Genomic DNA, 25,133 nt, shown 5'->3' with positions numbered 1-25,133 from the left:
GAGGTTTTTTTGTGAGCCGTTCCCAGGCCTGATGAAACAGCTCCTTCTTTTTTTCCAATTATGATAAAATTGAGCTGCTCCTATCAATCTTATAGAATTGGAATGAAGCGACGATGAATAACATAAACAAAAGCGGGCTGGAAGCGGCTTTTCAAGCTTTCCTGGCGCAGGACGTCTACATGCACAGTGAAGCGACCTCCTTCGTCTTTGTGCGGAATTTTAAGGTTAGCCTTAAAGATGCCTTCACTGCAGGCGAGGGCCCGTACCGGGTTGCGCTGCGGTTTGACGGATTAGGCTGGCTGCGTATGGAAGGGCTTACTCATTATGAAGTGACGGCGGAAGGGAAGCTGCTGCTGGCCGGATACGATGAACAAGGCAGAATGAACGTTGCCCTCCAGTTAGGAAAGGAGCCGTTTCCGGAATGAGTGAACAAGCTGTTAAAGTGACGCGTAAGCTGCTGGCCGTGTTTGCGCACCCTGATGACGAATCGTTTATTTGCGGAGGAACGCTGGCAAAGTATGCGAACATGGGAACCCAAATTACGCTTGTAAGCGCCACCCGGGGCGAAATGGGGCGCCGGATGGGCAATCCTCCTTATGTGAATAGAGAGTCCATGCCGGCCATCCGGGAAAAAGAGCTGCGGAAGGCCTGTGAAGAACTGGGCATTGACCGCCTTATTTTTTTGGACATCCGCGATAAAATGGTTGAGTTTTACGATCAGGAAAGTTTAATCGAAAAAATTGCCGTTCTTATGGAAGAGATTCGTCCCGATGTGGTGCTAACCTTTCATGAAACACTAGGCGGGCATCCTGACCACTGTGCAATCGGAAAAGCAGCGTCGGCGGCTTTTCAACGGAATTGCGGGCAGGGATCACTCTATTACATCAGCTTCGGCGATGCGATGGAAAATCCCGAGCGGTTCGGCTGCACAAAGAAGGAAGTCGTTAGAATCGATATCCGTCAGCATTTAGAAGCCAAGCTTGCGGCTTTCCGCGCGCATCGCTGCCAGACCGAAATAGACGAGTGGGTATGGATGCCGGATCGCGATGCGCTCTCCAGGTTTGGCGGGTATGAATATTTTTTAGCAGGAAGTGGAAAAGTTTCGCTGCTTGTGAATGATGATTTGTTTCAACCGCCACTTACTTATTAAGCAGTTAACGCATCTCGTTCAAAGCGACTGCGGCGAGTGTATGCAGCACCGTATTGTCCATCGGCGGGTTGTGAAGGCCGGCGCGGACATCGCGGTAATACCTCTCCAGCGGCAATTTTTTGGATAAGCTGGCACCGCCAACGATTCGCATGGCTATGTCAACCGCCTTAATCGCGTTATTTGTTGCTGAGTATTTGGCTAGTCCAAGCTCGGGCTTCAACAGCGGCCGGCTCTCTGTCTCCCGGTCCCAGCGGTCGGCCGCTGTATACAGGAGACAGCGGGCCGTACGGAGCTCAGCCTCCATCTGTCCGATTGACTGCTGGACCAGCGGAAGCTCAGCAATTGGACCCTGAAGATGGTTGGGACGGTACGTTTGGGCAAATGAAACCGCGAAATCGCGCGCAGCCAATGCGATACCCATATAGCATGCAGGGATATGGAGCAGCCAGCCGCCGCCGTCATCTATTCCATTTCCCGGAAGGCGGCAGTCACCTGGAGTAAAGACACTGTCCAACACAACGTCATGGCTTCCCGTACCCCGCATCCCTATCGTATCCCAGGTCTCGATGATGCTTACCTGCCCGTTTTTATAAATAAGAAAATCGGCAGTGCCGTCTTCTTCCGGGATATAGGCGGATACGACAAAACGGTCAAGAATTGGGGATAGGGTGCTGAAGGTTTTGCGCCCCGTAATGAGCCAGCCGCCCTCTGTTCGGATTGCTGTAGTTTCGGGCTTGCCGCCGCGGCTTGGACTTCCCGAGGCCGATTCACTGGCGAAGGTGTTGATCATGGCGCCGTCATCAACGATTGCCCGGCACAGCTCCTCGAACAATTTATCCGGCCACTTTCGGGTTGTTCTGAGATGCAGCACTTGGCCGAGATGCCAGCCGACGGCTAGGGCAGTCGAGCCGTCACCGTATGCAAGGCGCTCCTGCAGCGAAACGAGCTCGTAAAGCGTTGCTTCCTCGCCCCCGAATATACGCGGAACCGTAAGCTTTAAGTAGCCGGACTTATGCAGGTCGGCAAAATTTTCGTGCGGAAACGACCCGTCCCGGTCGTGTAAGGCCGCTCTTTCGGCAAAACGGGAAGCCAGTGCCTCCATCTGCTCGGCGCGCTCCCTCTCCGCAGCACTGCGGATATATTGATCGATTAAACGACCCATAGATCATGCACTCCTTCAAAATACCTTCATCAATTCGTTACCCGTATTTTACCATACCTTATTTGAAGACGGTGAAACGGCGGCTTTATTAACGATGGCTTAATCATAAATACACAGAGGAGAAGCGCCGTGAGAAGCTTAGCAGGCTATTATTTTTTGTTTTATTTGGCTATATCTGTTTACACACCTTACACGAGTCTCTTTTTTAGCGATAAAGGCTTCAGTAATACGGTAGTGGGACTGATCCTTTCACTATGGGCGTTTGTCAGCGTCATCTCTCAGCCCGTTATGGGTATGCTGAACGACCGTCTAAGCAATCCCCGCAAAATATTGATGGTATCGGCGATTGCAGCGCCTGTTATCGGGCTCGGGTTTTATTACTTCGACGGTCTGTCCGCCATTATTATGCTTTCCGTATTGTTCGCTTGGTTTCAATCGTCTATGGGTCCGCTCAGCGATTCCATTGCCGTTGAGATAGGTAACAGAGAGGGGTTTTCGTTCGGAAGCGTACGGTTATGGGGGGCGTTAAGCTATTCGATAGGTGCCTTTGCGACCGGTTTTTTATACGAAAAATACGGCTATGACCACATTTTCTTTTATTACCTTGCCGTCAATTTGATATTAGCGCTCGTCACCTTGCTGCTTCCAAAGGCAAAGCCGTCCTTTAAAAAGACGACCATTTTCGAGCAGATTAGCGAGGTTTCCCGAAATAGGCCGTTTTTGATTTTTGTCGGTATCAGCATGCTGACCTTCATGTCCGTCGCAATCAATTTTTCTTTTTTACCTATTTATTTCAAGGAACTTGGCTTTGATAAAAGATTGCTTGGCAGCGCCTTTGCGATAGCCGCTATTATCGAAGTGCCTATGTTTTGGATTTCCGCGAAGCTAAGCAAAAAAATTGGCCGGTACAATGTGCTTTGTATCGCGGCAGCCATTTATTCTGTTAAATATGTCATGCTGTTCGCGTTCACAGATGTTTATTTGACGTTAGCCTTGCAGCTTTTGGACGGGATCGCTTTCGCTTTTGTCGCGGGTACGGCCGTTGAGGTTGTCGACAGCTTCTCCAGCGATCGAACCAAGGCGACACTGCAAACCATTTTTGCGGCTACTACCTGGGGGCTGGGAGGCATTGTCGGCAATGCGGCGGGCGGAATGATCGTTGATCATCTGGGAGTGACTATTCTCTATTTCATTCTTGGCATATTTTGCGCGGCTGCCTCGGCTCTTTACGCCATAACCAAGAAGCGTGCCAACGCCATCAGTTTTTGATTTCGGACAAAGCTGCGCGATTTATAAGGCAAAGGGGACTGTTCTTCAAGTAGATTTATCTACCTGAAGGCAGTCCCCTTTTTGACTCCTAGCTTTTCAAATTAGTATTTCTCGGGAAATAGACGATAAGGTCGGTACGCTCAAAAGACGTATGTGATTATAGTCGCGCGTCCATATAGTCCAGCTTCCATTTATCCTCTCTAATTTAAAAGAAAGTTGATTAAATTGAATGATCTTACAATAGCTATAAACCTTTCAATTTGTTAATGTTTGCTTTGTGTATGGCGAAATAATAAGAGAAAGAGGCTGATACGGATGATATCTACCCGCGCTGCATTAATCACTTTTCCGGCTCCCCCTGAGGCAGTCGCTAATCATGATTTCTACGTTCGTGTACGAGTGGAAAACGGAGAGTGGCGGGAGCTTTTCTCCTATTTAGTTAAAGTAGATATGCATAATGTGCGAGAGGCTTCCATGGTTACCTTTGACTTCGAGGGTAAAGTAGAGGTGGAGGTGACGAAAACAGAAGGCATTTTTGAAAGCGTTGCTATTCGTCCCAATAGCTTTGACATCCCGTTCGTTCAAACGGGGAATACCGTAACTTTCATGCTTGACCGGCCAAGGAAGCTGTCATTCGAAGCGAATGGCGAGAGATTTCATAACCTTCATATATTTGCAAATGGTTTGGAGACGAACGTGCCGGAAGTGGGAGACGACCGGACAATCTACTTAGAAGCAGGCAGGCACCGGTCGGAAGAGCTTATTGCCCGTCTTACATCATCCATTGGAAACACCAGTGACAGGGAAGAAATGGTTCCTGAGGTGCTCTATTTCGGACCGGGCATGCATTATTTTGAGGATAATATATTGCGAATCCCCTCGGGCAAGACGGTATATCTCGCCGGCGGCTCTATGGTAGTGGGCTCAATGATATGCGACCATGTAGAAGACGTTACGATCAGGGGACGCGGAATTATTTATTTGACGAATATCGAGAAGACAACCTATTTGCGTACCTTACAAATCGATTTCTCGCGCAACATAACGGTGGAGGGCATCATTTCGGTAGATCCCCCCCACTACAGTATTCATCTTGGGAAGTCGGAGCATGTTCGCATCAACAACTTTAAGACGTTCAGTACACGCGGGTGGTCTGACGGCATTGACATGATGTCCTGCTCTTATGTTCATATCGACGACGTATTTCTGCGCACCTCCGACGATTGCATCGCGATCTATGGAAGCCGGGGGGATTTTTATGGGGATAGTACGCATATTTCCGTGACCAATTCCGTGTTATGGGCGGATGTCGCGCATCCGATCATGATCGGCGTCCACGGAGACCACGAGCATGATGGTGACATCATTGAGAACATCGTCTTCGATAACATCGATATTTTGGAGCACCATGAGCCGCAGGACGGCTATTGGGGATGTATGGCCATTAATGCCGCCGACAAGAACACCGTTAGGAATGTTACGTACAGAAATATTCGGGTTGAGCAATTTGAGCTGGGACGGCTCATCGATATACGCGTCTTTCAAAATCCGAAATATAATCCGAGTCCTGGCAGCAGAGTTGAAAATATTAGGTTTGAAAATATTGAGTTCAACGGAATATGCGACAATCCATCCGTTATCGAGGGCTTTGACGAGGAGCGGATCGTTGATGGGATTACGTTTGAGAATTTCAGAATCAACGGCATAGAGGTTACAGATGCGCAATCGGGAAATATTCAAATAGGGAAATATGTCAATAACGTAGTAGTAGTAAAATGAAAATGAAAGCATCGGAGGAGATTCGGCGTCTCATGGAAGACGACGGTTTCCTCCTTTCTTTTTGAATAGAGGGATTGGTTTTATTTCTAAATGCTCCTTTAAGCTGCTATGACTATTATACTTCTTCACCCAGTCCGTTAGCTGTGTTCTGCTCGCGATCTTGTATTTATCAATGATATCGTATTGGGATAATTCCCCCTCAAGGTAATCCAACACCGCATGAAGCTTAAGTTCTGCGGAATAGCTGCGGTTTTCCGTTTGTACCTCTAGTCCTTCAAAACCATAGACTTCATACCGGCGTCGCCATTTCACCAAGGTTGTCTTGGAAATCCCATATTTATAAGCAGCGGCCATGACGACAAGTTCACCACTATCGATTTCTTCGATAATGGCGAGTTTCTCCTTCGCGTTATATTGAACTCTAGACATGAAAATACTCCCCTCATAGCAGCAGGTTTTATTATTTCACCTGTCTACTATTTGGGGAGCATATCAGATGGGCAGCCTTTTGGCGTGTTTTGCAGCTGTAGGAGTATGATTTGGTCTTTAGGATGCTGCCCGAGTGTATAGCCATTAGCCGATTGAATGTAAAAACATGGTTTGAAAAATAACGATGTATTGAATTTTAACGATTTCAAATAATTGTGAGGAAAATGAATGAAGTTACAATAGATGGAGCGTTTTCATTATGGTAGTATTTGCTATGATTCCTTAGCATCTTGTTCAGTCTCATAACCATGGAAGACATGCTCTTTTGGAGGTGAAAAAAGAAGGGGTCAAGGGACAGATGCATTTTTTTATTTTAAGGAGGACGAAAATGAGCAGTATTACTAGGAGTGTCTTTAACTCAAAGAAATATTTGTCCAACCAGGCTGCGAGAGTGCTGGCTGTCAGCCTCATTGTTGCGCTAATTTCGCAAATATTTATTCCGATGCAGCCTTCCGTGGTGCATGCAGAAACAGCATCAAGTAATAATAGTAACGGCTATTTGGATAAAGTCGTATTTGGCGACGCCGCCTCTGAAAGCGCTCACCAATTTACAGGCGATTTCACAAGCACCATTACCGGGTTTTTAGGCGAGCCTGCCCGGGTATCGAATCCGCGTACTCCGCTGGAAGGGCAAGGTGGAGATTTAACGTTTACGATGAAGGTCGATCCCTATCTCCAGAACTATTTCACGATGAAGTTCTCGGATGAAGCAGGGCATCAACCGGTTCTTGTCGTTAACGGCGAGCAAGTTGGTTTCTATAGAAACGGCGATTATGAGTTCAACCGGAGCTGGGGAATCCCGAACCGCTTTCTCTACTACACGATCATGCTTCCGCTGGAAACGACGGTAGGCAAGGAGACTGTTGAAATCACCATCAAAACGATGAACGTGTTTGGCAATATGGATACTACTTCTAAGAAATATTATACGGCCTACACACATCCGCAAGCCTACCTGAATGTGGAGGATGAACCTCAAGGAGCGGAATTGTTTCCGGAGAACATGGCTTCCATTGTGAAGGCAGACATTACGGATCAGGAGAAGCAAGCCAAAGTAGATGCGCACAGGCAGGCACAAATCAACCGGTTTAATACGCTGTCGGGCAATATCGATGATTCGGCAGGAGCTAAGTTTTCGATCGAGCGGTACAAGGATGATATGAGATATTATTCAAGGATATTGAATCAGTCCTGGTCTCCCGCGAATACGCCGGAACTAAAAAAAGCGGCGCTGGCGCGTATTTTCAAATCGATTGACAATCATGTGAAAGATTATTACGCCGATTCAAGAAGGGTGCTTCGCGGCGGACATCAAGGCGACTGGGGTAGTTATTACAGCGCTCTGGGCGAAGCGTTATACATTGTCGAGAACCTCATCAAGGATGACGCGGTATATGGACAAGCAGCATTCGATGCTTTCCTGGACCAACCTTTCGTTACTGGAACAGCCGCTGGCGAGTTCTCGCTTGCAGGCGTAGACTGGAATGGCGGCGAATTGACGCGCCGCGAAGCATGGGAAAGGGCGCTGAAGGCAAGCTTCGACTTTGCCCGCTCAAGGCTGTCCTATATTTATAACCAGCAGCTCTATACCTATGAAGGCGCATGGGAAGCTCACGAAGGGCTTGGTATAATCGGATCGAGCTTCTTTGAAGGCAAGGAGCGCAGCCATGACATTCTGCTTGAAGCGATCGGCGTCATACCGTTTCTGGGCGAAGAAGTGCTGGTTGGACCGAATAGTGAGGAATTGGATCTGTACCACTCCCTTTTCCATCACGATGGCGCAGCGGTATTCACGAATGATTATGTGCATATTGTCGGTAAAGGATATGCCAAGAGCAAGCTGGATGCGGAAGGGAAAGTCGTCAGGCGGAAGCCGTACGGCGAGCATTACTTAGGCATTACCGAAGCTGGTTTGTCGAGAGAAAATACGTATGTAGCCAACTATGGGGAAGCCGTCAACTATCTTCCGGAATATTTCTACAAAACATTAAATCACGCAGGCGATGAAGAACTGAACGACGAAATTCTGAAATTGGCGTTAAAAACGGTTGATGCCCGCTCGTATCTCCGCGTTCCGATGCTGAGTGGCGACAAGAATCGGGTCATGACCGCAGATCAAACGCTGGATGAACGGAACGAAGGTCCGATCGGATTTAACGCCTATGCAACAAATGCGGGCTCTGGAACGGCCCTGCTGTTCGCGTCTTTGGAAATGGCGATGGTTCAGAACGAGCAAAGATACAGCAGTCCGGAATGGGATAAGTACTGGCAGTATGCGAAAGAGGCAGTCGGATTTACGCAGCAGCAAATGCTGGATAACCAGCTGTTCAATTACGGTTTCGGTTCGTATAGCTCCATGAGCTCCGAGAATTTTCTGGTTTCGGAAGTATACAGATACCTGACCGGAGAGCGGGCCTCCTACGAGCGGACAGGAGGAACATTAAAAGCCGGCGTTATTTTGCCGCATACGGATTTTGATTACTATACGCCGGAAGAAATGGCCGAACTGGGCGTTGATCCGGCTGATTATGAGCAGTTTGCATGGGCAGACATCGACAACATGATCTTGTCGGTAAGAGACGGCGATCTTTCGTTTAACGGCTCGTTGTATTTCCGCAATCGCGGACTGGCGGGCAACGGACGTCTTCATGTCATGAAAGACAATTATGAAAGCGTCGTACAAGTAGCCACCAACTCGAAATTCCAGTACGAGGACTATTACATTCGTACGCAGAATGTAGACGTAGATTTTATGTCGGATCAAGCAGCCAATGTAGGCAACCTGCCGCAAGCGCTGGCCGGCGAAGTGAATCCTTCCGCTTATCAGCCGGGCGTCGGCAGCGTCAACCGCGATAACTTCGAAGTGGACCATCCGTATTCCGGTTATCCGGATTTGATGACGGCCAGGTACGGGAAATATTTCATGGCCATCAATACAACCCGGAGCGAATACGGAAACGAACAATCGTTTGAGATTGAGCTGCCGTCCGATTACAACGGAAGCACGGTGCTGGATCTGGTGACGGGAGCGAGTATTCCGGTTGAGGACGGGAAAGTGACGATTTCGCACAAATCGGCGATGGTGCTGAAGCTGTCCTCCGATTTCGATGCGGCCCAGAAGCCGAACCACGTTGATTTCGTGAATGCGCTGGCAGGCAACGGCTATGTCGGCCTCTCGTGGAGAACGTCATCCGGTGGGAAAACGTACACGATTAAACGTTCGACAACGGAAAACGCTACGTATGAGACCATTGCAACAGGAGTAACAGGCAATACTTACAAAGATACCGATGTACAGAACGGCAACGTCTATTATTACAAAGTAGCTGCCGTAAACGATAACGGATCCGGATGGGATTCCTGGCGGGCGAAGGTCGATTTGACAGCGCCGATATCCGGCATTGACGGGGTATGGCGTGACGACCGGATCGGCACAACATCCGGAAGTGCAACGGTCAATGGCGCTTCGATCACGATTGAGTCTGCCGATGGCAAGGGGCTCGGAAAAGGCGACGATTATAACATTTACAAGAGGGACATTAACGACTCCTTGCATTTCGTCAGCCAAGTCGTAGCCGGCAGCAGCACGATTAGCGCGAAGATTGACAGCCATAGCGGAGCAGCAAGCGGAATTATGCTGCGTGATCAGCTTGCTTCAAATACGCGTTATATGTATTTTGGCGCAGACCAAGACGGCAATCTCGTCTTGCAAAGCCGGACAAGGGATTCCCGCATCCAATGGTCCGGTATCGTCATGAGTCCATACAACCCGGGAAGTACCGGATACAAGGCAGCCGATTATCCGTATATTAAATTGGTACGCGAACATGATTCGCAAAATGTGAATGCGTTTGTGTCCAAGGACGGCGTAACCTGGAAATTTGTCAAGAAAATGATGACCCTATTGCCATATGCCTACTATGCAGGCGTTGTGGCAGCGGCTGGGGCGCAGTTCAGCGAGGTATCCGTAACGGAAACACCGCGCAATATCATCGAGCCTTATATCGTACAAGTGAAGGACAAAGTTACGGTTAACTGGAATAAACCGAAGCAAGCGGCCTCCTTCCATCTGTACCGCACCAATGATCAAGCAGCGAGTTTGACCGATCCGGTATTTAAAACGGGTACGACAGAGCTCGCAGACGGTTCCCCTTGGACGCAAGTTCTTACGAGTGCGAGAGCGACTTCATTCGATGAAGCAAGCCTGAAATACGGCAGCTTGCACTACAAGGTCATGGCCGTCCACGGCGATGGATCACCACAGCCGTTCTCAGCAACCGTTTCCGCTTATGCGGATTCCATTGCAGTCGTCATGGAAGATGCCGAGAGCCTTTCGGCAAAAGATTATACGAAAGCCAGCTTCTACTTGTACCACAAAGAGCTGGACCGAATCAAAGCCGAAATGGCAAAACCGGGCTTTGACGAGGAGCAGCTGATAAACGATATCTATGCGGCTAAAAATGTGCTTGTTTCGTTCAGAATGCTGCTGACGAAAGTTGAGATGCAGCCTTCCATGGTTCGAGCCTCCGAAAAATATTGGAATAATGATAATATCTCTGAAGCGCAAAACGGATGGTTTTTATTCGATGGCATAACGACTAACCTTACCCACACGAGGTCGGTTGTAAGCTGGGTGGATATCGACTTCGGCGCAGGCAATGAAAAAGTGGTTGACACCTTCCGCTATCTTCCTAGGGAGAGTCATTTCACCCGTGCCAACAATACGGTCTTTAAAGGCTCTAATGATGGCGTAAACTGGGTCGACCTGCATAAGATTACAGGCGTAACGGGATTCAAATGGTATTCCGCCATCAATCCGGATACGACGCCATACCGGTATATCCGTATCTATGACGATCATTCCGGTTTCGTGAACTTTCAGGAAGTAGAGTTCATGGAGAGAGGCATTGACAAAACGCTGCTCACGCACCTGCTGGATGAATCGGCAGTAGCAGTTGCTGCTGAGATTTATACGGCTGAAAGCTTGCAGTCACTTGAGCAGGCTGTAACCGCAGCATCGCCGGCTGCCGGCAACGAGAGTGCAACCCAAGAAGAAATCGATGGGGCAGCAGAGGGTTTAGTGACGGCGCTGAAGGGATTGCAGTATATTCCGGGAATGCCGGTGCTTGATTCCATTGGAAACAAAACCGTTATCGCGGAAAAAGAACTTACCTTTATCGTCAAAGCGACGAATACCGATGCAGAGATCGTATACGGGGCCAACGGTCTGCCTGAGGGAGCCACCTTCAACGCAGCTACCCAAACCTTCGAATGGACGCCGGCTAAGGAACAAAGCGGCGTGTATGCCGTAACCTTTACCGTAACATCCGGTGAGAAGTCTTCATCTCAAACGATCAAAATTACCGTAAAAGGACAGCCGATTTTCACCTCCGATAAGACGGTGGAGCTGACGGCGAAACAACCGTTCACCTATAATGTAACGGCATCCGATCTATCAGGCGAGGCTTTGACTTACAGCGCGAGCAATTTGCCTGCAGGCGCGGTATTCAACGCATCGACCGGAGCTTTCATATGGACACCGGGCCAAGCCGATTATGGAAATCATCCGGTAACCTTTACGGTTAGCAACAGTCAATTTTCAGTTACACAAATCGTGGACTTTAAGGTCATGCTTCAAATTCTTCCGTCTACAGACATCACGAAAGGCAGCTACTACCTCTACATGAAGGAAGTAGAGCGGATCGAAGCGGAGATGGCAAAACCGGAATCCGATAAGGTGCAGCTTGCAGCTGAGCTTGACCAGGCGGAAGGCCTGCTTGTACCGGTTCCATCGCTTTATGCGTTTGAAGGAAATGCGGACAATTCCATAGGAACGTCTCACGGAACCGTCGACGGGACGCCTGTTTACGCGGAAGGAAAAGTCGGCCAAGCCTTCAATTTGAGTGGTGACGATTATGCAACGCTGCCATCGTCGCATATTATGTCCACTTACGATGAGATCACCTTTGCAACCTGGGTGAACTGGAAGGGTGGAAGCAATTGGCAACGAATTTTCGATTTCGGGAATAACACCAATCAATACATGTTCCTAACGCCAAGTTCAGGCAACAATACGCTGCGTTTCGCGATCAAGAACGGCGGCGGCGAACAAATGGTGCAAACCGCGCAGCTGGCCACTAATCAATGGGTTCATGTGGCGGTAACGCTCGGAAACGGTACGGCGAAATTGTATGTTAACGGCGAGCAGAAGGCCACTGTTAACGGCTTCACGATCAAACCGAGCGATTTCAAACCGAGCAAGAACTATATTGGAAAGAGCCAGTGGCCCGATCCGCTGTACAATGGTTTGATCGACGAATTCCGCGTCTATGACCACGTTTTAAGCGCGGAAGAGATTCAGGCCGTCGTGAACAATGCGGCGAAGTGGACCGACAACAGCTTGCTTCCGATTTTGTTGGAAGAAGCTGCAGCGATTAATGCCGTCAATTATACGGAGGAAAGTGTAGCAGTCCTTCAGACAGCTGTATCGAATGCGGAGCATGTATCCGCAAATGCTGATGCAACCCGGGCAGAGATTGATGCGGCGGAAGCCAGCCTGCTTGCAGCACTGAAAGGGTTGCAATGGAAGGATATATCCCCATCCTTGGATCCTGCAGTTCCGAATGGCAAGAACGGCTGGTACACGTCACCTGTCACGGTGACTTTGTCTCCTGCGCCAATCGCGGAATACAGCCTGGATGGAGGAAGCAGCTGGGTTGCCTACGATGCGCCTATTAATCTGAAAGAAGAAGGAACGCATCAGCTTCTGTACCGTTCCGTTAAGACGGGAGAGGAGAAATCACAGGAGGTCAAAATCGATTTTACGGCACCTGTGGTGCAAATAACAGGTGCAGCTTCGTATACGATCGACCAGATGGTTACCATGACGTGTACCGCGACCGATGTTACTTCGGGCGTAAAAGGTACACCATGTGCAAAACCGCTGCTGCAGGTCAAAGCGTATACCTTGAAATCCGGTCAGAATACGGTGACGTTGGCAGCAGAAGACAAGGCTGGCTATGTAACGACGGTTACGCATACGTTCACCGTTAAGGCAACGTTTGACAGCTTAAAGACAGTAACAACTGCATTTCTACAGGCAACGAATGTCAAAGGATGGGGCAGTGTTGCAAAATCATTGAATTCCAAACTAGATCAGGCGAAGGCAGCCGCTGCCAGCGGAAAAATAAACGCGGCGAAGAGCATGATGGCCGACTATATTGGTCAAGTAACGGATCAATCCGGAAAATTCTTTACGAAAGAACAAGCGGACATCCTGATCCGGTGGGCTCAAACGCTTATCTAAACCGAATGGAACAAATAATTGAACAGCTGGAATCCTTTATTAGCAGCCCTTATTAGGGCTGCTGCTTTTTTTATGAATGAAAGTTATACGTATCTTCTGATCAAATTTCGGATCTTGTATCGTTCTTATGGAAGAATGATTAAAAAATCGAAAGATTTTATACTGGATAAAAAGGCTTTCTGAATGTAAAGTAAGATCGTATGTAACTGAAACTCTTTATTATCTTTCCTAAAATAAGCTAGTCATTCTGAAATACTTCATTTATAATGCAAAATACAAGTAGAACAATCATGTATGTAAGCGCTTGCAAATAAAAGTAATGGCTTTTATAATATAGATCGAGGTTTATAGGCCGCATTTCATAGATTGATTTTCATCTTGTAGGAGGATATTAGAATGAGATCACTGCCTAAGTATAGAAATTCCTTTTTTACCCGTCTCATATTATCCTACACTGTATTAGCTGTCGTCCTAATAGGACTTGCGGGAGGTTATTTGTATTCCCAAGCCAATCGTATGATGGTCGACGAAATCGCAAGGGACAGTCAAATCCGGCTCGTTACCGCTAAGGATTATGTCGAGCAGACGCTGCTTGGCAAGTTTGAAGCCAATCTTCAAAACACCACTTTATCAACCCTATTCACTCAACAAAATTCCAATTTAAACTATTTATTGGAGAACGGTTGGGTAGGTAATTCTACCCAAGTTTTACACTTTCTACAAGATCTCGAATTAATCGTACATGCAAATGAAGGTGCTTCTAACGCGACAGTCTATTTTCATAAAGATAATTTCGTAGTGGATAAAAATCATTTTTATATGGCGCCCGATAACTCTAAGGACGCTGTTTTCATCAAGCAGTTGGATCAAATGATTGCGAACCAGTGGATGATTCGAACGCTGCCGGACGGAAAGGAAGCAATGACCTATATCGTTAAGCTTCCCTATGAAAATTTGAATTCTTCGCCCAAGGGCTATCTCTTTGTTGATATCGATCTGAAGCATATTACTCAGACGACTGCTAAAATTATGAGCTCACCGCTTGAAAAGCTATATATATTCGATAAATCCGGTAGTTTAATCGTTCATACGGGTGATGCGAATCCAGAAGATGTCAGTCTCCTTAAGAAAGCAATCAGCTCCGGTGAAACGGTCAAGGAAATAAATGACGAAAAACAAGTCAATATCGTTTTATCCTATCTTGAGGGGGAGAAGTCGGAAAACGGCTGGACCTATGCGATCATTCGCCCTATAAATTCGTTTGTTCTGTCTTCGGAACAATTCAAAACGAGCATATTCGTGGGCTGCAGTCTGGTACTCTTGTTCGGTTTAATCATTTCTTATCTGTTTTCGAAGCAATTTTATATCCCAATGAAGCGGTTAGTTCAGCACATCCGCAGTCTTTATCATCCCGATTCATCGCAGCCGCAAGCGAATGAATATGCTATTATCGGCAGTGCGCTTCATTTCATGGGACAAAAAATCGTGAATCTTGAGTCCCGTGCAAAAACGATCGAGATGAAAAATCTTGTTTTGGGCGCCAGTCTCGAGCTGGAGCATATGGATGGCTTACCGCAGGATTGCCGTTACAAGGTTGTGCATATTCGGCTTACTGAAGGCAGCTTTAGCGAAAAATTCATGCAGCGTTATGAAGGGATTGACGAGTCGGTGCGGTGCGAGTTTGTTAGCTTGAATCCGCAGGAGGCCGCCATTATCTACTTTATAGATTCGAATAGCACATTGGAAGACGAGACGATTGCCGCACATTTGGTCCGGATCAAAGAGGAAGTACAAGGAGATATCCGTTTCGGTGCTGCGATCGGCACTTTGGTTCAATCTCCGGAAGAAATCCCGATTTCGTATCAATTGGCACAGCAAGCCTCCCGTTATCACTTTATGTATGGACCGGAAGCGATCGTTATGCACTCGAAAATTTCAAGCTTCAATCCGAGTCCGTATCAGTTTACATTCGATCTCTATAAAAATGCGTTAAAGGCCGGGGACGTGAACGGCGCGAACCGGTTTATTGATGAATTTGCAGCGATTTTGGAGGAACGTAGCCTACAGCTCGAGACGGTTGAGCTGTCGCTGCTTCAGCTGGTTTCCACATTGTATCAGATCGTTATCGAATTGGAGCTGCAAAATCTGGTTCCTCCTTCCCATTTGTTTGATGAACTGAAAAAAGATACGCTTGTGTCAACAATCGATTCGATTCGGGCCCTTTCCGAACGGACTGTGCTTCATGTGCGTGAATCGGGAAGTCATGCTCATGCGGATGTCATCTTAAAATTAAAAACCTACATTGATGAGCATCTGCATGAAGATCTGTCGTTGAATATACTTTCTGAAGTGGCCTCGCTCGCTCCGGCATACATTTCTACCTTGTTCGGTGAAGTCATGAGGGAAACATTTACCGAATATGTCACCAGGACACGGCTGGAAAGAGCTGCAGGCTTGCTTCAAGCTGAGTCACGGATGTCCGTTGCAGAGATCGCTTCCCTTGTCGGGTATCGAAATCCGCAATATTTTCACAATAAATTTAAGGCCCGATTCGGTATCACACCGGTTCAATACCGCAATGCGAATAGTAGGGTTACAATGGCCCATTAGCACGCTTCCAAAAAATGAAAAAGCAGCCCATGACGGGTTGCTTTTTCTTTTTATTAAAGATAATACAAGCCTAATTGAAAGAAAGTATAGGCATTCAAATGATTTTGCAATGGAAAAAACGCTTTCACATTTGTAATGTAAGAGGCAAGCGAGTTGGGGAACCGACGCCTTACACCTAACTATTTTTTTTTGAAAGGAGCTTAACTGCATGAATCCGGCAAACGCCCTTGAACTTGAGCGTATCAAAAGGGCCGAAAAAACATCGAAATTGGTCGAATCGAAATTGAGATTTATATTAACGTAATTGGATGATGCCAACCGAAAATTACAATAAATCTCGCGAAATTGTTATATTCCGCGCCAAATGAGGCGCTTATGATTAAGTTATGAAAGCGTTGCTAACGAATAGGGAGCAGGGCGGAAGCATCTCGCCGGACGCTATGTCTAGACTTCATCGTCGTACGCAACAAGCTTCTATGCGATTGTGGGAAAGGAATGTTTAGCTATGAGTAATGTGAATATTGCCAAGATTGAAAGCGTTAACAAAGCAACCGTACGAAAGGATTCGAAATGGGCGGCAACGTGGAGGGAGTACAAGAAGAGCAAGTATTTGTTTTTTATGCTCATTCCCGTCATTGCCTGGTACGCCGTCTTTCATTACGCTCCGTTATACGGCGTTTTGTTGGCGTTCAAGGATTTTAGCCCGAGGCTGGGAATACTGGGCAGTCCATGGGTCGGGTTAGATCATTTTAAGTTTTTATTCTTCCAATCGCCCGACTTTATGCGGATCTTCCGAAATACGGTGCTGATTAGCTGCTACCACATGATATTAGGGTTTCCCGCGCCAATTATACTCGCCTTATTGCTGAACGAGCTGCGGCTCGGATGGTTCAAGCGGATCGCCCAGACGATTTCGTACCTTCCTCACTTCTTCTCGTGGGTCGTGCTTTCCGGAGTCGTTATCGTCATGCTGTCGCCGTCGGAGGGACCGGTCAACTTCCTGTTGAAGCTGGTGAACATTGAGCCGATTTACTTTCTTGCCGATACGGACTATTTCCGCTCGACGCTGGTAGGGACGGGGATATGGAAAGAGATCGGATGGGGAACGATCATATATTTGGCCGCGCTATCGGGGATCGACCCGTCGCTATACGAGGCGTCCGTCATCGACGGCGCCAATCGAATAAAACAAATTTGGTATATTACGCTTCCTTCGATATTGCCGGTTATTACGATATTGTTCATTCTTTCGCTGGGCGGCATCCTGAACGCGGGCTTCGACCAAATCTTCAACCTTTACAACCCTGCCGTGTACGAGGTCGCCGACATTATCGATACTTACGTCTATCGGGCCGGTATCCTGGGAGCGCAATTTGGGCTAACGACCGCGGTTGGATTGTTCAAGAACATAATCGGCATTGCTTTGGTGCTGGGGACGAACTACGTCGTGAAGAAAATGGGACAAGAAGGCGTCCTGTAAAAGGGCGCATGGAAGGGGAAAGAAACTTTGAAACCGACTACAGGTGAAAACATATTCCAAACCATACTTATCATATTCATTACGCTGATGTGCGTCGTCATGATCTATCCGTTTTTGCATATCGCTTCTTTATCTGTAAGCTCCCCGGCCGAGGCCAGCCGGTTCGGAATTCATATCTATCCGAAAGAAGTGGATTTCACCGCTTGGAAGCAAGTGCTGGCCCAAGAGAAAATATGGACAGGGTTCGGCAATTCGGTTTTCAGGACCGTTGTCGGGACTTTCCTGACTTTAATCATGATGTCGCTCTGCGCATATCCGCTTTCGCGCAAAACTTTGCCGCATCGAAATTTTTACACAATGATTATTCTCTTCACGATGTTCTTCGGCGGAGGCATAGTACCAACCTACTTGCTGATCAAGTCGCTGCATCTGATGAATTCGGTATGGGTGTATATTCTTCCGGGACTCGTTCCTACGTTCTCAATGCTCGTCCTGCGCAACTTCTTCATGTCGATTCCGGCCGAGCTGGTGGAATCGGCCAAGATTGACGGCGCCAACGATGTCCGCATTTTGCTTAGCATCGTGCTGCCCCTATCGAAGCCCGTACTCGCTACTTTAGCGCTATGGAGCGCAGTCGGACATTGGAACGCCTGGTTCGATGCCGTGCTGTACATTTCCGATCAAAGCAAGCAAGTGCTGCAGTTCTTCTTGCGTGAGATTGTCATTACGAATACGGACGCGGAAACACTTGGCAGATCCGCTGTCTCGAATATCAGATACGAAGCTTCCATTAAAGCTGCCACCATCATGTTTGCAGTGCTGCCGATCCTGGTCGTTTACCCATTCTTGCAGAAGTACTTTGTCAAAGGAACGATGATCGGTTCGCTCAAAGGTTGATTCGGTTTACTCGGTGGCACATGATGTCACCGTTTAAATAAATTTATTGCACGATACAAAAGGGAGGAAGAAAGAGAAATGAAAAATGGTATGAAATTAGGTATCGCGTTATTGTTATCGTTCTCAGTGCTGGTGGCAGGATGCTCGTCGAACGGTAACGGCAATAAAGGCAACAACACGTCCGCTACCGAAGCAGCGACCAATACTCCGGTTAAGGAAGAAGCGCCGATCGAAATTACTTTCGCGGCATCGACTTGGGATGTTCCGAAGGAAGACAATAACTATGTTCAGAAGTATCTCGAAGAGAAGTACAACGTGAAGATCATTAATATGCGAGTTACGGACGAGAACTTTAAGCTCAAAATCGCAGCTAACGAAATTCCGGACATTTTCCCGCAAACGCCTACTGAGGTCGATATGGTGACCTGGGCTAAGCAAGGCGTCATCGCGAACGTTCCAGTGGATGAAATTAAACAGTACATGCCGAAGTATGTCGCGGACGTCGAATCCGTTAATCCGAACGCTTGGGATATCGGTTTGGTTGATGGCAAAAACTACGGCATTCCGAGAGTTTGGCTGAACGGTTCGACTGGATTTATCCCGACCTATAACAATAATTGGCTGAAAGCGATTGGCTACAGCGAGCCTCCTAAGACGATTGAGGAGTTCGAGGACGTACTGACGAAATTCCGCAACAACGATCCGGACGGCAACGGACAGAAGGATACGTACGGCATGAGCGGCCGTGGCAAAAACGCGAGAAACCAGATGTTCAATGAGGTTTATTCCGCATTTGGCGTTAACCCGTATATGTTCCTGGAAGCATCAGATGGAACGATTGCATGGGGCGGTATTATGAATGAATCGCTCGAAGCAACGAAGCTGCTGAACAAATGGTATAATGCGGGTCTAATCGATCCAGAATTTATGACGGACGATAACGGACTCATGGGCCAAAAGTTCAATAGTAAAAAAATCGGCATTATCGACACGAACATGTACCACCATCTGTTTGGACAACTGCAAACGTTTACGGATAACGGCATCGAACCGGCATTCGGCAAAGGCTTGATCGGTCCTGCCGGCAAATCGCTTTCAATGTCGAATGGCGCCTTGCAAACGCCGCTTTTACTAGGTGCGCAAGTTGAAAAGGATGAAAAGAAGAGAATTAAAATTTTGCAAATTCTCGAAGAAATTGCGACAAATGAAGAGAATTACCTGACTACGGCTTTCGGTGAAGCAGGCGTATCTTATGACTTGAAGGACGGTGTTGCTGTTCTGAAAGCGCCGTACGACACGGATGCGGACAAGCGGTTAGCGCTCGGAATTGGCGGTTTCTACAATCCGCTTATCGAAAGAGCTGTATCGACCTGGAAATTCCACATGCCGCAAGATAAACTCGATTTCAAAGCCAAACTTACGGATGGAAGCGAATTAATCGCTGACGTTCTTGGACCGACAGTATTGGAAAGCAAAGGCAAGTACTTCGCGAACTTGTCGGCGCTGCAGGATGAGTTTTACACGAAAGCAATCATCGCTAAGAACGCAGGCGATGTAGACAAGCTGTTTGCAGACTTCAAAGCGCAATGGCTGAAAGCCGGCGGACAAGAAATTCTCGACGAGGCGACAAAAGTATATCAAGAGCGCCGCGCAGCAAGCAAATAATCTAACATGTTATAATGAAGAAGCTCATTTTTCCGTTCGATCGGAAGGGTGAGCTTCTTCATGATATTACAAGGCCGATGTCAGTTATTGCCACATGGATAAGCCAATATGATTCTGTTATTCTATTAATAGAAATTGCAAGCGTTATCATTAACATTGTACTTCTGAGGTGAATGCATATGCGATTGTTGATTGCGGATGATGACGATTATACGAGAGAAGGGCTCAAAGAGAGCATCGATTGGGAGACATACGGAATCGACGAGATTTTGCTTGCCGGCGACGGAGCCGAAGCGCTGCGAATCAGTTCAGTCAATAAACCTGAAATCGTGTTGACCGATATTCGGATGCCGAAGCTTAACGGCATCGAATTCGCCGAGAAGCTGTCCGAGAAGTCGCCGGGCAGCATACTGATATTTATGAGCGGTTACATGGACGTCGAATATTTGCGGAGCGCCATTAAGCTGTCTGCCGTGGAATATATCGAGAAGCCGATCAAACTGACGGAGGTTGAGCAGGCTATTCTCAAATCCGTCCGCGCGCTTCAGGCGAAGCAGGCCCAGACGGACGTCTTCCGCCAGAAGAACGAGCTGCTCAAGCAGAAGCTGGCCGGACTGCTCAGAGACGAGCATGCCGACCGGGATGAAATAGCAAGGCTGTGCCGCGAGACCGGGTTTCCGGAGGATAAGCGGTGCGTATGCTTCATAGCGCGAAACCGAATGGAGTCGGATGCGCATAAGACGGATTTGGATTCCTTTATTACGTTTTGGCGCGACAACGGCTTCACGGTGATCGGCGAGCAGCTTGACCGCCGGCATTGCTTTATCGTTGTGGCCTGCGGCAGCAGCGAATATAAGAAGCTGTTTTATTTAAACGAAATGTTCTTGACGCGCAATGTTCATTATGTCATTGGTATCGGAGCGGAAGCGAGCGGCGTGAATGCGATTCGGGGCAGTTACCTGACGGCGCGAAATGCGCTTGACCGTTCATTCTACAGCCCGGATTCCCGCTGCCTGACGCATCAGGAAGAGCCGGGCCGATCGAACGAGTTTTATTCGGAGTCGCTTCCGTCCTTCTATAAGCTGTGCAAGGAAAGCCCGGAGAAGCTGCACGATTGGCTGAGGGCGCTGTTCGTGTCGTTTAGAGAGAAGCAGTATCCGGCAAGGGAGAGAGTCATCGCGCTGCTTGAAACGATAGCACAGACGTTGATTAACGACAATCGGAAGCTGATTGCTGCGCTCGAGAATGAGCATGGAATAGCAGATGCCATACAATCCTTAAAACAATGCGCTATGATTGAGAGGGCCGAGTCCATTACGCTTGCGGTCGCCTCGGTATGGTTGGAAGAGAAGAAGCAGGTTTCGAAGTATTCGCGGCTTGTGCAGGAAGTGATGAACTATATCGCTTCCAACTATCGCAACATCGATCTGGATCTGACCATGATTGCAAGCCATATGAATTTATCGACGAACCATCTGGGCAAGCTTTTCAAAGAGGAAACGGGCACCACCATCAAGCAATACATCAGCGATTATCGGATCGATCTCGCTAAGAAGCTGGTGGAGAGCGAGCATTATAAGATGCATACGATAGCCGAGCTTTGCGGCTTTGCCAGCGCAAGCTATTTCGTCAAGGTATTCAAGGCGTCTACGGACCTATCGCCCTTGCAATACCGGAAGAAGAGCTAGCACATGAAGCTGATCGACTACATGAACGACATGTCTTTGCGCAATAAAATCATGATTCTATTCGCGATTGTCGGCATCTTGCCGCTTATTGTCACGTTCTTCATCTCTTACGGAGAAATACGGAAGCTGGCCGTAGATGGACAGAGCTATGCCGAGAATAAGAATTACGAGCAAATGCTCGCGACGTTATCCAATAAGTTTTACCATTTGGAAGAACTGACAACAATGATTAGCATCAATAAGGACTTGAATACAATATTGTCCAAGAAACCGGCGGAAATGAGTGTGACGGAGCAGCTCGCGGTCTTTAACAATGTCGTGGCGTATACGCAAATTATCGAGAGCAATCCCGAATTCGATAGCATTAATTACTTTATCGACGACCGATTTATGTTGACCGGCAGTGATGGGTTGTTTCGCAAGCTCGGAGCAGTCAAGGATATGCCGTGGGCGCAAAGCGTTTACGCGAACAATGGAAGGTCGGCATGGGTAACGAGAGAAGGGTCGGACAGCGTTCCGAATCGGTATTTGGCGCTCGGCAGGTTATTGTGGAATCCAACAAATCTAAGCGAGCCTGTCGGGATCGTGACGTTGAATATCGATTTGAATCAGATCCGGCTAAGCTTGACCAAGTCGAGTCCGGGCCAATTGGTTTATATCGCCTCGGCGACAGGAGAACTGATTGCGAGCACGGGAGAAGAGGAATATGCGGAAATGCATCTGCCGAAGCCTATAAACACCGGCGAGGCGTTCAAGAAGGTAACGCTTGATGGCGGCGAGCATTTGGCACGCGGCCAGAAAATCGGCAGAACGAACTTGTATCTGATGACCGTTATTTCGAATAAGGCCGCGACGGAAGCGATCAACAGTATCCGGACGCAAATGTTGACTATTTATTTAATTATTTCGCTTATTATATTGATCTTTATTTTTCCGGCGGCGAGATCGATTACCCGTCGCATCTTCCTGCTCATGAACAAGATGAGCCAGGTGCGCCAAGGACGGATGAACCAGCTCGACATATTGCCCGGCAAGGATGAGGTCGGGCAGCTCATTTCCAGCTATAATTATATGATAGGCAGCGTGCAGGATCTGATGGCCGAGCAGTTCAAGCTTGGACAGGAGAAGAATGAGGCGGAGCTCAAGGCGCTGCAATCTCAGATCAATCCTCATTTTCTATACAATACACTGGATATGCTGAACTGGATGGCGCAGAAGGGCGAGCGCGACAATATTCAACAGGTCGTATACGTGCTGTCCGATTATTACAGGCTTATCCTCAATAAAGGGGAAGATTTCGTTACAGTCAGGGACGAGGTTCGCCTCAGCGCGATTTACATGGAAATTCAGATGAAGCGCTTCAGGAATCGGATTCAAATCGAGTTCGGCGTCGACGAAGAAGCGATGGGCTGTCTTATTCCGAAAATAACGCTGCAGCCGCTCGTCGAAAATGCGATTATTCACGGCATTTCCGAAAAGCAAGGTGGCAAAGGAATCATTCGAATTACGGGAGCAATCGTCCATGGACGGCTGCTGCTGGAAGTGAAGGACGACGGCGTTGGCTTGCATCGCGAAGGCAGGGAAGAGCGCAAGCACAAAGGCAGCGGCTACGGAATTAAAAATATCGAAAAACGTTTGGAGCTGTACTTCGGCCTGCCTGCGGGTTTGCGTTTCAGCAGCCCTGACGGGGGAGGAACATGCGTGACGATCGATGTTCCGGTTGTAAGAAACGAGCCTGAATGACGGTGGGAATCGATTGAGGCAGGCAAAGATTATCCAAATAAGACGGACAATATAGTATGGATAAACAAAGGGAGAATAGAAGTGAGAAACAAAAAGAAACTATGGTTAGTCATGACTTCCGTCGTCTTATCGATGTCATTAGCCGTAGCAGGCTGCAGCGGCAGCAACAGTAAGAAGAGTAACAACGGCAACACGGAAAATGCCGCGGAGAGCACTTCAAGGACGGAAGGAAAAGAAGAGCCAATCGAAATTACGATTGCGAACAACTTCAATCCTCCAGAAGCAGACGGTAACTATGTACAGAAGCAATTAGAGGAAAAATTCAATATCAAAATTAAAAATGTCAAATTGGAACGCGCCACTTGGAAGGAAAAATTTACCGTTTTACTGGCTTCGGGAGACATTCCTGATATTTTTCCAATTGATGCAAATGAAACGGACATGGTTCAATGGGCGGATCAAGGCATCATCGCCAGCATATCCCCGGAAGAAATCGCAACTTATATGCCTAACTTTACAGCAGCTCTAAACTCGGTTGATGAGGGAGCATGGGGAGTGGGTCTTTATAATGGGAAAAACTGGGGCATTCCAAAGGTGTGGCCGGGCGGTCTGGACGGCTTTTTACCAGGCTATAACGAGGCATGGCTGAAGGCTGTCGGTTATACCGAACCGCCGAAGACGATCGCGGAGCTTGAGGATGTTCTGACTAAATTCGTCCATAACGATCCTGACGGCAACGGCAAGAAGGATACATTCGGTATGTCAGGAAGAGGCAAGCTGACGGAGCAATTGTTCACTATAGTATTCTCGGCTTACGGCGTATCTCCGTATCAGTTTAAATGGGATGCTGCCGGTAAAGTTGTATATGGCGGTATCACAGAAGAAACTCGTACTGCTTTGATGCTTTTGAGTAAATGGTACAAATCCGGACTAATCGACCCTGAATTCATTACAGCTGATAATATTGAGCTTAACGGAAAATTTATGGACCAAAAAATCGGATTGGTCGACAATATGAAGTGGGGCAATTTTGACAAGGGATCAGGCTACATTACAAGACCAGCCTTGGAAAAAGGGTTGACAGTAATCGCAGGAAAACCTGTTACCGGACCAAACGGCGATGCGAAAGCATTCGCTTACGGCGCCCGCCAGGCTCCGGTACTGTTAGGCGCTCAATTGGAAAAGGATGAAAAGAAGCGGATTAAAATATTACAGCTGCTGGAATATGTCTCAACAAATTCCGAAGGATTTTTGTTAACGAATTTTGGACAACTGGGCGTCAGCTATGGTATGGAAGGCGATTTAGCTATAGCGAAAACGGATGAGGCGGTTGCTGCCTATAAAATGGGCGCGGGAGCCTTCTACAATCCGCTTAACTCGGTAGACGTTTCCATGACAAAGCATACTTTGAAGCCTGAGCTGATTGCGTTAAAAGAAAAGCTTAATGCCGGTGTAACATCGATGTTTGACATTCTTGGTCCTGCTGTGTTGAACAGCAAAGCAAAATATTGGGGAAATCTAAAGACTTTACAGGACACTTATGTGATTATGGCCATCACAGGCGAAGCGAACACGGAAAAAGATTTTGATAAATTCAAAATGGATTGGTTAAGATCCGGCGGACAAGAAGTAACGGATGAAGTAACCAAAGTGCTTGCAGAGCGTGACGCGGTGAAGTAACATTCGTATTATTTCTTTATCTGAAACGAGAGGCTGGAGCATTATTCGCTTATCAAAAGCAAAGCATTGAATGCATAGATTTCTTCCAGGACGAAATAATACTTTTGGTGGTGATTAATAACAATGAGTTTACTGAAAAAAATCTTTGGAAGAACTTCATCGGAGGAGATTAAACCTATGTCATATGTTAACCTCGCGGTTATTTATTACAGCTA

General features: G+C 47.6%; 14 protein-coding genes. 12 read left to right on the top strand and 2 right to left on the bottom strand.

The window, feature by feature from the left end:
* Positions 1 to 113: 113 nt before the first annotated feature.
* A complete protein-coding gene (locus tag AC0YNZ_RS18555; RefSeq protein WP_475828026.1) occupies positions 114 to 425 on the top strand; it encodes a DUF1806 family protein in 312 nt (103 codons plus the stop codon).
* Positions 422 to 1,150: a PIG-L family deacetylase gene (locus AC0YNZ_RS18550; RefSeq protein WP_475828025.1), complete on the top strand. Its 729-nt coding sequence runs from the start codon at positions 422 to 424 to the stop codon at positions 1,148 to 1,150. Before AC0YNZ_RS18555 ends, AC0YNZ_RS18550 begins: the two co-directional genes overlap by 4 nt.
* 4 nt (positions 1,151 to 1,154) lie before the next feature.
* Here AC0YNZ_RS18550 and AC0YNZ_RS18545 read toward each other — a convergent pair whose 3' ends face one another.
* Positions 1,155 to 2,312, bottom strand: a complete 1,158-nt coding sequence (locus tag AC0YNZ_RS18545) for an acyl-CoA dehydrogenase family protein (protein WP_475828024.1) — start codon at positions 2,310 to 2,312, stop codon at positions 1,155 to 1,157.
* Positions 2,313 to 2,441: 129 nt separating this feature from the next.
* Between AC0YNZ_RS18545 and AC0YNZ_RS18540 the strand changes: the two genes are divergently transcribed.
* Complete coding sequence (locus AC0YNZ_RS18540) at positions 2,442 to 3,581, top strand: MFS transporter (protein ID WP_475828023.1); 1,140 nt, start codon at positions 2,442 to 2,444, stop codon at positions 3,579 to 3,581.
* Positions 3,582 to 3,896: 315 nt separating this feature from the next.
* A complete protein-coding gene (locus AC0YNZ_RS18535) occupies positions 3,897 to 5,360 on the top strand; it encodes a glycosyl hydrolase family 28 protein (protein WP_475828022.1) in 1,464 nt (487 codons plus the stop codon).
* Positions 5,361 to 5,390: 30 nt separating this feature from the next.
* On the opposite strand, the gene AC0YNZ_RS18530 is transcribed toward AC0YNZ_RS18535, so the two are convergent.
* Positions 5,391 to 5,789, bottom strand: a complete 399-nt coding sequence (locus AC0YNZ_RS18530; RefSeq protein ID WP_475828021.1) for a transposase — start codon at positions 5,787 to 5,789, stop codon at positions 5,391 to 5,393.
* A gap of 388 nt (positions 5,790 to 6,177) precedes the next feature.
* Here AC0YNZ_RS18530 and AC0YNZ_RS18525 point away from each other — a divergent pair, with 388 nt between their 5' ends.
* From AC0YNZ_RS18525 to AC0YNZ_RS18490, 8 genes are all read left to right on the top strand, one after another.
* Complete coding sequence (locus tag AC0YNZ_RS18525; RefSeq protein ID WP_475828020.1) at positions 6,178 to 13,155, top strand: LamG-like jellyroll fold domain-containing protein; 6,978 nt, start codon at positions 6,178 to 6,180, stop codon at positions 13,153 to 13,155.
* A gap of 396 nt (positions 13,156 to 13,551) precedes the next feature.
* On the top strand, positions 13,552 to 15,765 hold the full coding sequence (locus AC0YNZ_RS18520) for a helix-turn-helix transcriptional regulator (RefSeq protein ID WP_475828019.1): 2,214 nt from the start codon (positions 13,552 to 13,554) through the stop codon (positions 15,763 to 15,765).
* A gap of 505 nt (positions 15,766 to 16,270) precedes the next feature.
* A complete protein-coding gene (locus AC0YNZ_RS18515) occupies positions 16,271 to 17,245 on the top strand; it encodes an ABC transporter permease (RefSeq protein WP_475828018.1) in 975 nt (324 codons plus the stop codon).
* Positions 17,246 to 17,272: 27 nt separating this feature from the next.
* Positions 17,273 to 18,142 carry a carbohydrate ABC transporter permease gene (locus tag AC0YNZ_RS18510; protein WP_475828017.1) on the top strand — a complete coding sequence of 290 codons (870 nt, stop codon included), beginning with the start codon at positions 17,273 to 17,275 and terminating at the stop codon, positions 18,140 to 18,142.
* A 78-nt stretch (positions 18,143 to 18,220) separates the two neighbouring features.
* Entirely contained in the window at positions 18,221 to 19,807 is a 1,587-nt protein-coding gene (locus tag AC0YNZ_RS18505; protein WP_475828016.1) for an extracellular solute-binding protein, read from the top strand.
* A 179-nt stretch (positions 19,808 to 19,986) separates the two neighbouring features.
* Positions 19,987 to 21,495 (top strand): response regulator transcription factor, encoded by a 1,509-nt coding sequence (locus tag AC0YNZ_RS18500; RefSeq protein WP_475828015.1) that lies wholly within the window; start codon positions 19,987 to 19,989, stop codon positions 21,493 to 21,495.
* Positions 21,496 to 21,498: 3 nt separating this feature from the next.
* Positions 21,499 to 23,238 (top strand): cache domain-containing sensor histidine kinase, encoded by a 1,740-nt coding sequence (locus AC0YNZ_RS18495; RefSeq protein WP_475828014.1) that lies wholly within the window; start codon positions 21,499 to 21,501, stop codon positions 23,236 to 23,238.
* Between the two features lie 81 nt (positions 23,239 to 23,319).
* Complete coding sequence (locus AC0YNZ_RS18490) at positions 23,320 to 24,918, top strand: extracellular solute-binding protein (RefSeq protein ID WP_475828013.1); 1,599 nt, start codon at positions 23,320 to 23,322, stop codon at positions 24,916 to 24,918.
* Positions 24,919 to 25,133 lie beyond the last annotated feature (215 nt).

It is taken from the genome of Paenibacillus sp. J2L1-98 (genome assembly GCF_056269405.1).
This window is presented reverse-complemented; position numbering and strand designations above follow the sequence as displayed.

Coding starts and splice junctions, on each gene's coding strand:
- AC0YNZ_RS18555 (WP_475828026.1), top strand. CDS start 114: ATGAATAACATAAACAAAAGCGGGCTGGAAGCGGCTTTTCAAGCTTTC.
- AC0YNZ_RS18550 (WP_475828025.1), top strand. CDS start 422: ATGAGTGAACAAGCTGTTAAAGTGACGCGTAAGCTGCTGGCCGTGTTT.
- AC0YNZ_RS18545 (WP_475828024.1), bottom strand. CDS start 2,312: ATGGGTCGTTTAATCGATCAATATATCCGCAGTGCTGCGGAGAGGGAG.
- AC0YNZ_RS18535 (WP_475828022.1), top strand. CDS start 3,897: ATGATATCTACCCGCGCTGCATTAATCACTTTTCCGGCTCCCCCTGAG.
- AC0YNZ_RS18530 (WP_475828021.1), bottom strand. CDS start 5,789: ATGTCTAGAGTTCAATATAACGCGAAGGAGAAACTCGCCATTATCGAA.
- AC0YNZ_RS18525 (WP_475828020.1), top strand. CDS start 6,178: ATGAGCAGTATTACTAGGAGTGTCTTTAACTCAAAGAAATATTTGTCC.
- AC0YNZ_RS18520 (WP_475828019.1), top strand. CDS start 13,552: ATGAGATCACTGCCTAAGTATAGAAATTCCTTTTTTACCCGTCTCATA.
- AC0YNZ_RS18515 (WP_475828018.1), top strand. CDS start 16,271: ATGAGTAATGTGAATATTGCCAAGATTGAAAGCGTTAACAAAGCAACC.
- AC0YNZ_RS18505 (WP_475828016.1), top strand. CDS start 18,221: ATGAAAAATGGTATGAAATTAGGTATCGCGTTATTGTTATCGTTCTCA.
- AC0YNZ_RS18500 (WP_475828015.1), top strand. CDS start 19,987: ATGCGATTGTTGATTGCGGATGATGACGATTATACGAGAGAAGGGCTC.
- AC0YNZ_RS18495 (WP_475828014.1), top strand. CDS start 21,499: ATGAAGCTGATCGACTACATGAACGACATGTCTTTGCGCAATAAAATC.